This is a genomic window from Pseudomonas sp. NY15463, from assembly GCF_048068415.1.
GTDB lineage: Bacteria > Pseudomonadota > Gammaproteobacteria > Pseudomonadales > Pseudomonadaceae > Aquipseudomonas > Aquipseudomonas mosselii_C.
This window is the reverse complement of the sequence record NZ_JBLUQD010000005.1, coordinates 277,189-292,401: the sequence shown is the minus strand read 5'-3', so window position 1 is coordinate 292,401 and position 15,213 is coordinate 277,189. Positions and strand designations below refer to the sequence as shown.

11 protein-coding genes and 1 pseudogene are annotated in these 15,213 nt (G+C 63.7%); 6 read left to right on the top strand and 6 right to left on the bottom strand.

Annotation, left to right across the window (positions count from 1 at the left end; translation table 11 throughout):
• Positions 1–215 precede the first annotated feature (215 nt).
• From ACNFIC_RS14640 to ACNFIC_RS14630, 3 genes are read left to right on the top strand one after another with little or no spacing between them, the layout of a single operon-like run.
• Entirely contained in the window at positions 216–1,454 is a 1,239-nt protein-coding gene (locus ACNFIC_RS14640) for an exonuclease SbcCD subunit D C-terminal domain-containing protein (protein ID WP_416781282.1), read from the top strand.
• Complete coding sequence (locus tag ACNFIC_RS14635; protein WP_416781281.1) at positions 1,451–5,095, top strand: AAA family ATPase; 3,645 nt, start codon at positions 1,451–1,453, stop codon at positions 5,093–5,095. The genes ACNFIC_RS14640 and ACNFIC_RS14635 overlap by 4 nt, the downstream gene beginning before the upstream one ends.
• Positions 5,092–5,691 carry a glutathione S-transferase gene (locus ACNFIC_RS14630; protein WP_138220973.1) on the top strand — a complete coding sequence of 200 codons (600 nt, stop codon included), beginning with the start codon at positions 5,092–5,094 and terminating at the stop codon, positions 5,689–5,691. Before ACNFIC_RS14635 ends, ACNFIC_RS14630 begins: the two co-directional genes overlap by 4 nt.
• Before the next feature lie 146 nt (positions 5,692–5,837).
• On the opposite strand, the gene ACNFIC_RS14625 is transcribed toward ACNFIC_RS14630, so the two are convergent.
• The 5 genes from ACNFIC_RS14625 to ACNFIC_RS14605 form a co-directional block, all read right to left on the bottom strand.
• On the bottom strand, positions 5,838–6,014 hold the full coding sequence (locus ACNFIC_RS14625; protein WP_416781280.1) for a hypothetical protein: 177 nt from the start codon (positions 6,012–6,014) through the stop codon (positions 5,838–5,840).
• Positions 6,015–6,184: 170 nt separating this feature from the next.
• Positions 6,185–7,312 carry a lactonase family protein gene (locus ACNFIC_RS14620; RefSeq protein ID WP_416781279.1) on the bottom strand — a complete coding sequence of 376 codons (1,128 nt, stop codon included), beginning with the start codon at positions 7,310–7,312 and terminating at the stop codon, positions 6,185–6,187.
• On the bottom strand, positions 7,278–7,565 hold the full coding sequence (locus ACNFIC_RS14615; protein ID WP_138220975.1) for a DUF5629 family protein: 288 nt from the start codon (positions 7,563–7,565) through the stop codon (positions 7,278–7,280). The genes ACNFIC_RS14620 and ACNFIC_RS14615 overlap by 35 nt, the downstream gene beginning before the upstream one ends.
• Positions 7,566–7,630: 65 nt before the next feature.
• On the bottom strand, positions 7,631–10,024 hold the full coding sequence (locus ACNFIC_RS14610; RefSeq protein ID WP_416781278.1) for an efflux RND transporter permease subunit: 2,394 nt from the start codon (positions 10,022–10,024) through the stop codon (positions 7,631–7,633).
• Positions 10,021–11,037 (bottom strand): WD40/YVTN/BNR-like repeat-containing protein, encoded by a 1,017-nt coding sequence (locus tag ACNFIC_RS14605; protein ID WP_138220977.1) that lies wholly within the window; start codon positions 11,035–11,037, stop codon positions 10,021–10,023. The genes ACNFIC_RS14610 and ACNFIC_RS14605 overlap by 4 nt, the downstream gene beginning before the upstream one ends.
• 594 nt (positions 11,038–11,631) lie before the next feature.
• Between ACNFIC_RS14605 and ACNFIC_RS14600 the strand changes: the two are divergent.
• From ACNFIC_RS14600 to ACNFIC_RS14590, 3 genes and pseudogenes are all read left to right on the top strand, one after another.
• Positions 11,632–11,883 (top strand): annotated as a pseudogene (locus ACNFIC_RS14600) (contractile injection system protein, VgrG/Pvc8 family); the annotation flags it as partial.
• Positions 11,884–12,016: 133 nt separating this feature from the next.
• Positions 12,017–12,175 (top strand): hypothetical protein, encoded by a 159-nt coding sequence (locus ACNFIC_RS14595; RefSeq protein WP_171031001.1) that lies wholly within the window; start codon positions 12,017–12,019, stop codon positions 12,173–12,175.
• Positions 12,176–12,177: 2 nt separating this feature from the next.
• Positions 12,178–12,447 carry a PAAR domain-containing protein gene (locus ACNFIC_RS14590; protein ID WP_416781277.1) on the top strand — a complete coding sequence of 90 codons (270 nt, stop codon included), beginning with the start codon at positions 12,178–12,180 and terminating at the stop codon, positions 12,445–12,447.
• 107 nt (positions 12,448–12,554) lie between these two features.
• Here ACNFIC_RS14590 and pepN read toward each other — a convergent pair whose 3' ends face one another.
• The gene (gene pepN / locus ACNFIC_RS14585) at positions 12,555–15,212 is read right to left on the bottom strand and encodes an aminopeptidase N (RefSeq protein ID WP_416781276.1); all 2,658 of its coding nucleotides are present in this window, start codon (positions 15,210–15,212) and stop codon (positions 12,555–12,557) included.
• Position 15,213: the final 1 nt, after the last annotated feature.

The following is a 15,213-nucleotide window of genomic DNA, read 5'->3' as shown; positions in this document are numbered from 1 at the left end:
CTCGGGCCATTGCATCCGAAGGGCATCGAAGAAGAGGTGGGAGACAGCGAGGGTGCATCATCAAACATCCTTGTTTCAAAATATTTAACCATCTCGCCGGATAGCGAACAACCCGAGGCGTGCGCATGCCAGTGCGCAGGCCCAAGTTGGGTTACCATACGCGCCCTTCCGAGCACCTTTCAGGCCTTGCCTGACTCGACACCTACAGGTCATTCATGCGTCTGTTTCACACTTCCGACTGGCACCTGGGCCAGAGCCTGCACGGCCAGGAACGCGACTTCGAACATGCCTGCTTCCTCGACTGGCTGCTGGGCCAACTGCGCCTGCGCCAGCCCGATGCCTTGCTGATCGCCGGCGACATTTTCGACACCGTCAACCCGCCGGTCAAAGCCCAGGAGCGCCTGTACGACTTCATCGTCCAGGCCCACGAACAGCAGCCCAAGCTGGACATCGTGATGATCGCCGGCAACCACGACTCCGGCTCGCGCATCGAGCTGCCGGCGCCGTTGATGCGTCGCCTGCGCACGCATGCCCTGGGTCGCGTGCACTGGCTCGACGAAGGCCGCTTGGACGCCGAACGCCTGCTGATCCCGCTGAGCGATGCACGCGGCAAGGTCCAGGCCTGGTGCCTGGCCCTGCCCTTCCTGCGTCCGGCCGAGGTCACCGGCCCCGGGCTTGGCGACGATTACCTGCAAGGCATCACCCAGGTGCATGCACAACTGATCGAAGCGGCGCTGAAAAAACGCAAGAAAGACCAGGCACTGATCGCCATCAGCCACGCGCACATGGCCGGCGGCAGCGTCAGCGAAGACTCCGAGCGCAGTCTGATCATTGGTAACGCCGAAGCCTTACCGGCGCGGCTGTTCGACAAGGCCATCGGGTATGTCGCCCTGGGCCACCTGCACAAGCCGCAGAAGGTCAACCGCGAGGCGCGCATCCGCTACAGTGGTGCGCCGATCCCGCTGTCGTTCGCCGAGATCAACTACCCACACCAGGTACTCGAAGTGGAATTCTCCGGCAGTCAGCTGGTCAGCGTCGAGCCGCGTCTGGTGCCGCGCGCCGTGGCCTTGCAACGCCTCGGCCCAGCGCCCCTGGCCGAGCTGCTGCCCCTGCTCAACGACCTGCCGGTGATCGATCTGCTCGAAGACCCCAATCGCCAGCCCTGGCTCGAAGTCCGGGTACGCCTGGATGAACCACAGCCCGACCTGCGCCAGCAGATCGAACGCGCCCTGCACGGCAAAGCCGTGCGTCTGGTGCGCATCAGCGCCGAGTATGCCGGGAGCGGACGCGAGGAGGACGACGAACAGGCGTTCGTCGAACTTGCCCGCATGACCCCACAAGACCTGTTCGGTCGCGCTTGGGAGCAAGCCTATGGCGGCCCCGCCGACGCAAAGGCCCTGGCCGACTTTGCCGAACTGTTGCAGGACGTGCTGCAAGCCGAGGAGCAGCCATGAAGATTCTTGCCATCCGCCTGAAGAACCTGGCGTCCCTGGCCGGCCCCATCGACATCGATTTCAGCGCAGAACCCCTGGCCAGCGCCGGCCTGTTCGCCATCACCGGCCCCACCGGTGCCGGCAAGAGCACCCTGCTCGATGCCCTGTGCCTGGCACTGTTCGGCAGCGTGCCACGGCTCGGCGGCATCGCCCAGGAAGCCAAGGTGCCCGACGCCGACGGCGAAATTCTCACCGGCGACCCACGCAACCTGCTGCGTCGTGGCACCGGCAGCGGTTACGCCGAGGTCGACTTCGTGGGTGTGGACGGCCGACGCTACCGCGCCCGCTGGGAGGCCAACCGCGCCCGCGACAAGGCCAATGGCAAGCTGCAACACAGCCGTCAGAGCCTGTACGACCTGGACAGCGAGCAACTGCTGGCCAGCGGCAAGAAAGAATACAAACCGCTGCTCGAAGCGCGCCTGGGGCTGAACTTCGAGCAATTCACCCGAGCGGTGATGCTGGCTCAGAGCGAGTTCGGCGCGTTCCTCAAGGCCGAGGACAAAGAGCGCAGCGAACTGCTGGAAAAACTCACCAACACCTCGATCTACAGCCGCCTGGGCCAACGCGCGTTCAGCAAGGCACGGGAAACCGCCGAGGCGCACAACGAGCTGAAAAAACAGGCCGAGCACCTGTTGCCGATGGCCGCCGAAGAGCGCGAAGCCCTCGATCAGGCGCTGGAGCTTGCGCAGCAGCAGCTCAAGGCCGACCAGGCGCGCCAACGCCAACTGGAGCAGCAGCGCGCCTGGCTGAATGAACAGCGCCAGTTGCAGGCCCAGCACACGCAAGCCCGCGAGGCGCTGAGCGAGGCCGAAACCCAGTGGCAGCAGCTCGGCGAACAGCGCCTCGACCTGCAACGCTTGGAGCGCCTGGCGCCCCAGCGCCACCAGTTCCACCGCCAGCAGCACCTGGCCGCGCAGATCACCCCGTTGCAGACGCAGATCGCCGAGCGTCAGCAGCAGCAAGCCGCCCTGGACAACCAGACGCGCACGCTCGAACAAGCCCTTGAAGACGCGCGTCAGGCCCTCGCCCAGGGCCAGGCCGTGCATGCCGAAAGCGCTCCGCGCCTGCGCCAGGCCTTCGCCGCCCAAGGCGACCTGGCACGTCTGGATCAGGAACTGGGCGAGCACCGCGCAGCCTGCCAGCAGGCCGACCAGGCCCTGGCCGAGGGGCAGGAGCAGTTGCAGCAGTTGCAAGACCACCAGCAACGCACCTTGCAGCAGTTGGCGCAGATCGACGCGGCACTGGCCGACAGCGCGCATCTGTCAGGCCTGGCCGATGCCTGGCAGGCCTACCTGCCGCAGCTCAAGCAAGTGATGCTGGTCGGCGGCCGTCTGGCCAAGGCCCAGGAGGAACTGCCCGGTCTGCAAGCCCAGGCCAGCCAGGCCAACGCGCACCTGCAAGCGCAGCGCGACAGCTTCGAGCTGCTGTTCCGCGAAGCTGGCGCCGAGCCCCAGGCGCTGGCCGAGCAGATCGACCTGCTCGGCGGCATGCTGCAAGACAACCGCAAGCAACAGCGCGCAGTCGAAGAGCTGTCGCGCCTGCATGGCCGCGAACTGGAAATGCGCCAGCAGCTCAACGCCCTGCACGAACGCCAGCAGCAAGCCATGCAGCAGCGCCAGCAATTGATCGGCGAAGGCACCGCCGCCAAGGCTGAACTCGAAGCAGCCGAACAGGCCCTGACCCTCACCCGCCAGTTGCTCGAACGCCAGCGCCTGGCCCGCAATACCAGCGTCGAGGAACTGCGCGCGCAGTTGCAGGACGGAGAGCCCTGCCCGGTGTGCGGCAGCGCCGAACACCCGTTCCACCAACCCGATGCGCTGCTGCAAAGCCTCGGCCGGCATGACCAGGCCGAAGAGGCCGCTGCCCGCCAGCAGGTCGATAGCCTCAATACCCGCCTGGTGGACCTGCGTACCCAGCTGGGTGTGATCAACGCTCAACTCAAGGATGCCCAGCAACAACAGGTTCAACTAACCGAGCAACTGCAAGCACTGACCGCGCAACTGCACGCCCACGCGCTGTGGCCAGCCCTCGCGCCCCAGGATGACAACGCCCGCAGTGCCTGGCTGGAGGCACAACTGCGGCGCCTGGGCGATGAGATTGAGCGCGACGAGAAACGCCAGGCCACCTTGCTCACCCTGCAAAAAGACGCGGCGCGCCTGAACCAACAGTTGCAAGCCGCCAGCGACGCCCAGCAGCAAGCCCAACGCCACCTGGAGCACCAGCACCAGGCCATGGCCGGCGACCAGCAACAGCTTGAGCAGAGCCTGAATGACCTGGCCAGCGTGCTGCCCCAGGAAATTCTCCAGGCCCTGCGCGACGATCCGGCCAACGCCTTCCTCGGCCTCGACCAGCAGATCGCCCAGCGCCGCCAACAGCAGGACCTGCGCAAGGACGAGCAGCAGGAGCAGTTGGCCCGCCAGGTGCAGTTGGACAAGCTGCACGATCAGCAGCAGGCCCGCCAGCTCAGCCGGCAGCAGATGCAGCAGAAACAGGCCGCTGTCCAGGCTCAGCACCAGCTCATCCAGGCAACCCTGGCCGAGTTGCTCGGCGGGCAGCCCAGCGCCGAAGCCTGGCAGCAACACCTGGACACGCACCTGGAGCAGGCCCGCCAGGCCGAAGCGCAGAGCGCAGGGCAGTTGCAGGAATTGCGCACCCAGGGTGTGCAACTGGCCAGCGAACTGAAGGCCAGCCTCGAACGCCAGCAGGCCTTGGCCCAAGAACACCATCAATTGCAAGGCGACATCGCCCGCTGGCGTGCCGAGCACCCCGAGCTGGACGACGCCGGCCTCGACCGCCTGCTGGCCTTCGAGGACGCCCAGGTCGCCGACCTGCGCCTGCATCTGCAACAGGCAGAAAAAGCCGTCGAGCAGGGCCGCGTGCTGTTGCAGGAGCGTGAACAGCGCCTGCAACAGCACAGCACCCTGGCCCACGACGAAGTGCCCGAACACACCCTGGAGGAACACCTCGACGCCCTGCAAGGCCAATTGGCAGCCCAGGAGCAGCAGTGCGCCGAGCTACGCGCCCAGCAAGCCGACGACCAGCGCCGGCAGCAGGCCAGCAGCGCGCTGGCCGAGCAGATCGAGCAGGCCTACCAGCAGTGGCAGCGCTGGGCACGCTTGAGCAGCCTGATCGGCTCCGCCTCGGGCGATGTATTCCGCAAGATCGCCCAGGGCTACAACCTCGACCTGCTGCTGCACCACGCCAACAGCCAACTGCGCCAGTTGGCCAGGCGCTACCGCCTCAAGCGTGGCGGCAGCGCCTTGGGCCTGCTGGTGCTCGATACCGAGATGGGTGACGAGACGCGCTCGGTGCATTCGCTGTCAGGCGGCGAAACCTTCCTGGTCTCGCTGGCACTGGCCCTGGGCCTGGCGTCGATGGCCTCGAGCACCTTACGCATCGAGTCGCTGTTCATCGACGAAGGCTTCGGCAGCCTCGATCCCGAGTCGCTGCAACTGGCCATGGACGCACTGGACGGTTTGCAGGCTCAGGGCCGCAAGGTGGCGGTGATTTCCCACGTCCAAGAGATGCACGAGCGAATCCCGGTGCAAATCCAGGTGCGCCGCCAGGGCAACGGACTGAGCGATGTCGAGGTGTGTGGGTGATTCTCTACTCGTTCCGGCGCTGCCCGTGGGCCATGCGCGCGCGCCTGGCTCTGCACTACGCCGGGTGCGCGGTACAGGTTCATGAGGTGGCGATGAAGCACAAGCCCGCCGAATTGCTGGCACTGTCGCCCAAGGGCACGGTGCCGGTACTCGATACCGGGAGCGTGGTGCTGGAAGAGAGCCTGGATATCATGCGCTGGGCGTTGGCCCAGCATGATCCGCAGGACTGGCGCCTGCTCGACGACCCCGCAGCGGCGCAGCAGGGTGAGGCATTGATCGCGCGTAACGACAACACGTTCAAGTCACAGGTGAACCTGTACAAATACGCCGAGCGATACCCCGAGTACACCCGGGCGCAATACCGCCTGCAAGCCGAGCCTTGGCTTGCCGAGCTGGAAGGCCTGCTAAGCGGGCGGCCCTACCTGCTGGCCGACCACCCAAGCCTGGCTGACGCCGCCCTGCTGCCCTTGCTGCGCCAGTTTGCCGGGGTCGAACCAAAATGGTTCGCCGAGGCGCCTTATCCGCAGTTGCGCAGCTGGTTACAGGGCTGGCTGGCGTCAGACGTGTTCAAGGCCGTCATGGCCAAAACCGATTGAATTCAGATCGCCAGGATCGGCGCGGACATTAGCAACAACACGACCGCCGTGATTCGCCACATCATGCTCTGCCCCTTCGGAGAGTCAAAAATACAGCGTCAAATTAAATCACATGGCTTTGTGCTATTACCAATGGCTTTACACAGTTAATGGCTGTGCTTGCTCAGGGCCGCATGGAAGTGCGTGCTCTGTTGCAGGTATTTTTCGGTGTAGCTGTGGGTGCTGGAGGCTTTGCCGGAGTGTTCGGCCTGGGCCTGCGCGGGCAGTACGACCGAGGCGGAAATGGCGGAGGCGGCAATGAGCGGGAACAGATTGAAGTTCATGATGGCGGACCTCGATTTCGGTGGATTGACGTTGGCCCGTCGGGGGCCTTGGGTCAAAACTTACGCCGATGCAGCCGCTGGCTGAAATTCATTGGGGCAGTAGCCAATATCACCCGGATCGATAATAACGCTGCCCCAGGCTAGTTCTGCTTTACGCTGAAAACCTGGCGTCACTCGATGAACTTGAGGTCCGACGGCGCTGGCTGGTCGAACTTCTGCACCGTTTCGCCCAGCTTGCCACTGCGCGGGTCGCGCTGTAGCACCACGATCTGGTCGCTTTTCTGGTTGGCCACCAGCAAGAATTTGCCACTGGGGTCCAGGGCGAATTCCCGTGGGTGATCACCCTCCACCTCTCGGCGCTGCAAGAGGGTCAACTGCCCCTGCTCCTTACCCACCGCATACACCACGATCTGGTTGGCGGTGCCGCGATTGCTGACATACAGAAAACGCCCGTCCGCCGACAGGTGCAAGCCACCAGCGGCCTTGGCAGCGGGGTCCTTGAGGTCAGTCAACGGCAGACGTTGGCGCTCCAGCAGATCACCGTCGCGCACCTCGAACATCACCACTTCGGCGCTCATCTCAAGGGTCAGATAGGCGTGCTGGCCCTTGGCGTCGAACAGCAGATGGCGTGGGCCACTGCCTGGCGGCAAGGCGACCGCAGGCGGTATCGCCGGGCTCAGCGGGTGCTCGGGGCTGGCCCCGTCGTAACGGTAGATGAACACCTTGTCCGCGCCCAGGTCGCAGGCATACAGGTGCCGGCTATCGGGTGACAACACCAGCGCATGCACATGGGCACCGGCCTGGCGCTCAGGGTTGACCTGGCTGGGCACATGCCGGACCTGCTGTACCACCGGCTTGAGCGTGCCGTCCCTGGTTACCGGCAACACCACCAGGCTGCCTCCGGGATCAGGGGCGACAGCGTAGTTGGCGACGAACAAGTAGCGCTGGTCATGGCTGAGGCTGGCGTGGGTAGGCTCGTCACCCTGGCTGGGCACTTGGTTCAGCGGGCTGATCTGGCCGCTGGGAGCCAGGGCGAAACTGCTGACCTGGCCATTGACGGTTTCGTTGACCGCAAACAGCAAGCGCCGGTCGGCCGACAGCACCAGCCACGAGGGGCTGACGCTCTTGACCACCTGCTGCGGCGTGGCATCGATATGGCCGGTGCGTTCGTCGAAAGCGTAGCGGTAGATGCCCTGGCTGGCACCGTCGGTGTAGGTGCCCACCAGCAATGTGGCGCCGTGGGCCTGGATGGAAAACATCAGGCTAGCGATCAGCAGGTTCGTCCAGTGGCGGTTCATCGTCGTCTTCGTCCGGGGCACGCAAAGCACTCATACAGACTAGACGATGCTCGGCCTCGCCCGTGCTCAGTTGCCAGTCGTCACCCGCCCCCGTGGCGGCGGCGACCTGCTCGGGGCTGAAGGTCCAGCGACGTAATTGACGGCCATCCATGCACTCGATCACAAGGCCGGCGTCGTCGAAGGTGAAGTCGAAGGCGTGCAGGCCGTCGATCAGAAGCATGTCGCAAGCTGCGAGGGCGGTGGCTAGGGTCATGGGAATGTCCGGGAAAATGAGTCGGCCATTATAACCAATGGGGCCGCGCTGCGGCCCCAGAGGTCTCAATGCGCGAAAATCGACCCGCCGGCCTTGCCCGCCAGCTTGTCTGGCTTGATCAGGAACCGCGCCAGCGCCGGCAGCAGCCACAGCGCACCGAACATGTTCCACAGCAACATGAAGGTCAGCATCAGGCCCATGTCGGCCTGGAACTTGATCGCCGAGAAGATCCAGGTGCACACGCCGATCGCCAGGCACAGTCCGGTGAACAGCACCGCCTTGCCGGTGGAGCGCAGGGTCTCGTAGTAGGCCTCCTGCAAGGGCAGGCCGGCGCGCAGGAAGCTCTCCAGACGGCTGTAAATGTAGATGCCGTAGTCCACGCCGATACCGACGCCCAGCGCTACCACCGGCAGCGTCGCGACCTTCACGCCAATGCCCATGAACGCCATCAACGCATTGCCCAGCACCGAGGTCAGCACTAGCGGCAGCACGATGCACAGCGTCGCAGCGAAAGAGCGGAAGGTGATCATGCACATCACCGCCACGCACAGGTAGACCAGGATCAGAATGGTCAGCTCGGCCGACTTGATCACCTCGTTGGTGGCCGCCTCGATCCCGGCATTACCAGCGGCCAGCAGGAATTGCAGGCCTTCCTTGTCGTGGCTGTCGGCGAATGCCTTAGCCGCTGCGGTCACCCGCTCCAGGGTTTCGGCCTTGTGGTCGTTGAGGAACACCAGCACCGGCGCCAGCGAGCAATCGGCGTTGTACAGGCCGTCGGCACGGGCGATAGAGTTGTTGAGGATGTCCGGGTTGCGTGACAGCGTTTCCCACTTCAGGCTGCCCTCGTTCATGCCCTTGATGACCTGCTTGGAGACGGTCACCAGCGAGATCGTCGACTGCACCCCAGGGGTGTTGTCCATGGCCCACATCAGCTCGTCGATCGGCGCCATGGTCGCGTGCACCGAGCACTGCTCGGCCGGGGTCTTGACCATGATCACCAGTACGTCGGAACTGGTGGAGTAGTTGCTGATGATGAAGCTGTTGTCCTGGTTGTAGCGCGAGTCAGGCCGCAATTCGGGCGCACCTTGGTCGAGGTCGCCGATCTTGAGGTTCTGGCTGTACCAGAGCCCGCCACCAAAGGCCAGCAACGCCAGCACGATGGAAACCGGCGCCACCTTGGGGCTGGCGAAGTTCGACAGCAGGCGCCAGAACGGATGCTCGCAGGTGGCGTCCTTCTTGCTACGGGCGATGGCCTTCTGGCTGATGCCGACGTAGCTGATGGCCACCGGCAGCAGGATCAGGTTGGTGAAGACAATCACCGCCACACCGATGGACGCACCAATGGCCAGCTCGCGAATCACGCCGATATCGATGATCAGCAGGGTGATGAAGCCCACAGCGTCCGCGAGAATCGCGATCATCCCCGGCAGGAACAGCTGCCGGAAGGTGCGCCGGGCGGCGGTCAGGGCGTTGTCGGCGTCGCTCGACTGCAAGGCAATGCCGTTGATCTTCTGCACCCCATGGGAGATGCCAATGGCGAAGATCAGGAACGGCACCAGCATCGAGTAAGGGTCCAGCCCGAAGCCTACCGCGTGCATCAGCCCGAGTTGCCAGACCACCGCCACCAGGGTGGTGATGAGCACGGCGATGGTGCTGCGAATGCACCAGGTAAACCAGTACAGCAGCGCCCAGGTGATCACCAGCGCCACGCCGAAGAACATCGCCACCATCACCAGGCCGTCGATCAGGTCGCCGACTTTCTTGGCGAAACCGACGATATGAATCTTCACGTTGGGGTTTTGCGCCTGGAACTTGTCGCGGATCTTCTCTTCGAGCTGATGGGAGAACTGCTGGTAGTCGAGCTTGACCTGCCGGCCTGGGTCCTGCGGGTCGGGGTAGCTTTCCAGCAGCGGGATATCGACGATGCTGGACTTGAAGTTGTTGGCCACCAGGCGCCCCACCTGGCCAGACTTGAGCACGTTGTCACGCAGGGTATCGAGGCTGTCCTGGGAGCCGTTGTAGGTGTTGGGGATCACCTCGCCACCGGAGAAGCCTTCTTCGGTGACCTCGCTCCAGCGCACGCTGGGGCTCCACAATGACTTGAGCCCTGCCCGATCGACGCCGGGGATGTAGAACACCTCGTCGTGGATCTGACGCAGGGTCTCCATGTAGTCCTTGTCGAAGATGTCGCCCTTGGTCGACTCCACCGAAATACGCACGGTGTTGCCCAGGTTGGCCAGGTCGTTGCGGTGCTCCATCATTTGCTCAATGAACGGATGCTGGAGCGGGATCATCTTCTCGAAACTGGTGGAAGGACGGATCTGCGTGGCCTGCCAGAACAGGAAAATGCTCACCAGCACACAGATGGCGATGACCACCGGGCGATTGTTGAAGATCAGCCGTTCCAGCAGGGTGGCCTTGTCCTTGTGCTGCATGTCGAAGCTCTCCCGGCTGGTCATGGGCGTACCTCCTCTACACCATCGGCCGTGGCCAGGTGCACACCACCCTGCCCCACCAGCAACAGGCCGCCATCGGCAAGCCCGCTCACCCCAGCCAGGGCAATGCGGTCAGCGCGGTTGCGCACGCTGAAGGTCTGCCCGTCATCGACGCTGCGCAGCACGCTGCCACCGTTGCCGACAAGTACCAGGCTGCCGTCCCCCAGAAGCGTAGCGCTTGCCAGGCCGAATTCGAGCGGACCGCGCTCGGCCATCAATGCGATGGGTTGCCAGCTGTCACCGAAATCGGTGGAGCGCAGCAGGTTGCCGCGCAGCCCATAGGCCAGCAGGGTATGTGGCTGGGCAGTGCCGATCACACCGAACAGCGAGCCCTCGTAGGGGCCTTGGACCTTGCTCCAGGTCTGGCCGTCGTCGGCAGAGCGGAACATGCTGCCCTGCTCGCCAACGATGAACAGGCCGGCATCCTTGACCTGGGTGATGGCGTTCAAGTGCAGTTGGTCAGGGTTGTCCAGGCGCTCGCCGACGTCTTGCCAGTGCTGGCCGCCGTCGGTGGTCTCCAGCAGTGCGCCATAGGCGCCGACGGCAAAGCCGTGCTGGGCATCAAGGAAACGCACATCGAGCAGCGGCGCCTCGCGCGACAGGTCCTCGAACTGTTTGCTCCAGGTCGCGCCACCATCGTTGCTGGCGAGGATCTGCGCGTCATGGCCGACCGCCCAGCCGCGCTTGTCGTCGAGGAAGAACACCGCGGTAAGCAATTGCCGGGTGGGCACGCGGGCCTGGGTCCAGGTCTTGCCCTGGTCGTCGGAGAACAGGATGTGGCCACGATCACCGACCACCACCAGGCGATTGCCAGCATGGGTGGTGCCGATCAGCAGGCTCTGGGCAGCCTTGGCCGACTCCACCGAGTACGCCTCGGCGGCCACTGCCGCTCGCACTTCGCTGGCGCCGATGCCCAGCACCAGCGCCAGCATGGCGCCGACCGCAAGCCTGCGGCGCGGGTTGATCCGCTCTCTCATGACTGCCCCCTGTTGTGTTCTTGTCGCGGGTCAATCTATTGCCAGGCACTGCGAAAACCCCGTTCCAGAGCCCTGGAATAGCTTTCGGCCATGCTAGCGGGATTGTCCGACAGAAAACAACGCGCGGGACGTTATGTTTTGTTAACCGCCAAGATATTCGGCGGGCCGGCACGATACCCGCCCTTATCTAGGGAAGTTTCCTACGACCACCTCGGAATTTCCCGGCATTACTTCCTAGCTACTCGTATTTACCGTCTTTCTCCGATGTTCAACCGAGCGCCCATGCCAGAACTCGCGCTCGTTGTAATCTGGACAAGGAGCGGTCAATGCGACACCCAGCCAATCTGCACTACAGCTTCGAGCCGCTGAGCAGCGGCGCCGAATTCGATGTGGTGACATTCAAACTTACGATTGCGCGCGTGTTTTATCCACATGGACGCAGGAGAAACTGCCATGCCAACACCCGCTTACATCAAGATCGAAGGTCAGACCCAAGGCAACATCACCGCGGACGACTGGCGTAAACCGATCGTCTAACCCGGCTGCCCCCCCTGGCAGGGGTGTTTGAACTCTCGGACGGCGGAAGGATTTTTCATGCCCAGCCAATCTGATTTGCGGTACACCTTCGAGCCACTCGTTGGCAATGCCGAATTTGAAGTGGTGTCGTTCGAACTCAAGGAAGCGATCAGCGCGCCTTTCACCCTCGAATTGCAACTGATCAGCTTCGATCCCGACATCGATTTCGGCCAACTACTGGATAAACCCATCGTGTTCACGATCTGGGATGGCAAAGGTCCGGTGCGCCACGTGCACGGGCTGGTCAGCCGTTTCAGTCAGGGAAACTCCGAACAAGTTGCTCATCAGTCGAAAATGGGCAGCTTAGGGATGTTCCGATCAAGTCAGCACAGACCATCTGACCTGTGCTGACTTGATCGGAAAATCCCTAGGCCTACCTACACCCTTCATCGATCACCCCCTAATGAAAACCCCTTACGCAGCCCTGACCCTCCCACCCAATACCCGCCTAGAACCAGACGAACTGCTGGAAAACTTTCTCAAAGCCGCCTGCAAGCTCAACCCCGAGGCAGTGCCGGAGGGTTTGTATGAAGCGGTGGTGAGGACTTGGACGGAGCACTGAGCATGCCCGGACATGGAGCCATTCGCCTGGGCGATACGCATTCGGGCGGGGGAAGGATGATCGAAGCCAACGGCGTGATGATCGACGGTCAAGCGCAGTGCGTGCTGGGCGACAACGCGCAGTGCCCGCTGCATGTGGGGATTTATCCGCTGGTCAGCGGCGGCGACGGCAGCGTGCTGTTCGAGGGGCAACCGTTGATCTTCGAGCCAGCGGAACTGGCGTGCGGCTGTCAGGTGTTTTCAACGTGTACGCGGGGGCATGCAAAAGCGTGAGAGGCCAGCGTTACTGGGGAAAACATCGTGGAGATACCACGCGCGGGACGTTATGTTTTGTTGACCGCAAAAACGGGGGCCGCTTTGCGACCCCCGTTCAACCTGGCTTACGCCAAGCTCTTGCTCACCACTTCATACACATCGCTGGACAGCGCCCCGGACGCCAGGATCCGCTCCAGCTCGCCCTTCATCAACACCTGCCGCGCATCGTCGTACTTGCGCCAGCGGGTCAGCGGCGCCAGCTGGCGCGAAGCGATCTGCGGGTTGAGCGCGTTGAGTTCGATCACCAGGTCCGCCAGGAAGCGATAGCCCGAGCCGTCGGCAGCGTGGAAGTTGACCAGGTTCTGCCCGGCAAAGGCACCCACCAGCGCACGCACCTTGTTCGGGTTCTTCAGGGTGAAGGCAGGGTGCTGCATCAATGCCTGAACCCGCGCCAGACCACCCGGCAAGCTGCTGGCAGCCTGTACGCTGAACCACTGGTCCATGACCAGCGGATTGTCCTTGAAGTGCTCGGCGAAGCTTTCCAGGGCCTTGGCCCGCTCGGCCTCGAACGGCGAGTTGACCAGCACCGCCAGCGCCGTGAGGCGCTCGGTCATGTTGTCGCAGTGCTCGAACTGCTCCAAGGTCGCCTCCAGCACCTGCGGCTTGCCGGTCAGCATCAGGTACGACAGGGCGATGTTCTGCAAGCTGCGGCGGGCGAAGTGCTCGGCGGCAGCCACGTAGGCGGTGTTGCGCGACACCTCGCGGTTGGCCTGGTAACGCGCCCACAGGGCGTCGAACAGCTGCTCGGCGATCTGCTGGCGGGCGAACTCGCGGGCAGCATGGATAGCGTCCACATCCGCCACCTGGCTGATTTCGGTGAGGTAGGCCTCGCCCGGCAGCGAGAGCATCTCGGCGACCATGGCGGCGTCCAGCGCTTGATTGCCCAGCACGGTGCCCAGCGCGGTGATCAGGCGCTGGTCGAGCGTGAGGGCCTGGCCACGCTGGTACTGGCCGATCAACTCTTGCAGGACCTGCACCGACAGCTGCTGGCCAGCCTCCCAACGGTTGAAACCATCGCTGTCGTGCTGCATGAGGAACATCAGCTGGTCGCGATCGTACGGGAAGCTCAGCTTGACCGGCGCACTGAAGCCGCGCAGCAGCGAAGGCAGCGGCTTGGCGCCGAGCCCTTCGAAGGTGAAGGTCTGTTCGGCCTCGGTCACCGACAGCACGCGGCTGGTGCCCACGGCCGCGTCCTCGCCGACCAGGCGCAGCGGCAGGTCGTTGCCTGCGGCATCCAGCAAGCCCAGCGCCACCGGGATCACGAACGGCAGCTTGTCCTGCTTGTCCGGGGTCTGCGGGCAGCTCTGGCGGAAGGTCAGGCTGTAGCGCTGGGCGTCGGCGTCATACTGCTCGCTCACTTCCAGGCGCGGGGTGCCGGCCTGGCTGTACCAGCGCTTGAACTGGGTCAGGTCGACGCCGTTGGCATCTTCCATGGCCTTGATGAAGTCGTCGGTGGTTACCGCCTGGCCATCGTGACGTTCGAAATACAGGTCGCTGCCCTTGCGGAAGCCCTCGGCGCCCAGCAGGGTGTGGACCATGCCCACGACTTCTGCGCCCTTCTCGTACACGGTCAGGGTGTAGAAGTTGGAGATCTCGATGAAGCTGTCCGGGCGCACTGGATGCGCCATGGGGCCGGCGTCTTCGGCGAACTGGTGGGTACGCAGGTAGGCGACGTCCTCAATGCGCTTGACCGTGCGCGAGTTCATGTCGGCGCTGAACTCAGCGTCGCGGTAAACCGTGAAGCCTTCCTTGAGCGACAGCTGGAACCAGTCGCGGCAGGTGACGCGGTTGCCCGACCAGTTGTGGAAGTACTCGTGGGCGACCACCCCTTCGACACGCTGGTGCGCAGCGTCGGTGGCGGTTTCGGCGCGGGCCAGCACGCAACTGGAGTTGAAGATGTTCAGGCCCTTGTTTTCCATCGCGCCCATGTTGAAGTCGTTGACCGCGACGATCATGAAGATGTCCAGGTCGTACTCGCGCCCATAGACTTCTTCATCCCAGCGCATGGACTTCTTCAGGCTGACCATGGCGTGGTCGCACTTGTCGATGTTCTCGGGCTCGACATAGATGCGCAGGGTCACATCGCGACCGGACTGGCGGGTGAAGCTGTCCTCGACGCACCACAGGTCACCGGCCACCAGCGCGAACAGGTAGGCAGGCTTGACGAACGGGTCTTCCCAGGTTGCCCAGTGACGGCCGTCCTCGGCTGGGCCGCTGCCCACCGGGTTGCCGTTGCTCAGCAGCACCGGGTAGCGGTGCTGCTCGGCGATCACCGTGGTGGTGAAGCTGCTCATCACGTCCGGGCGGTCGAGGTAGTAGGTGATCTTGCGAAAACCCTCGGCTTCGCACTGGCTACAGAACATCTTGCCCGACTTGTACAACCCTTCGAGCGCGGTGTTGCGCTCAGGGTGGATCTTCACGCTGGTATCCAGGGTGAAACGCTCGGCCGTGGGCTGTACGGTCAGGCTGCTGTCGTCGAGCTGGTAGTCACTTGGCTGTAGCTCTGCGTCGTCCAGCGACACCCGCAGCAGTTCCAGTTGCTGGCCGTCCAGCACCAAAGGCGGCAATCCGGCACCACGCGCGGGGTTGCGGCGCATGACCAGTTGCGCATGCACAAGGCTGTGATCCTCGAACAGCTCGAAGGTCAGGTGCGTCTCGTCGATCAGGTACTCGGGGGCCTGGTAGTCCTTGAGGTAGATCACTTGCGGTTGTTCAGTGCGCATG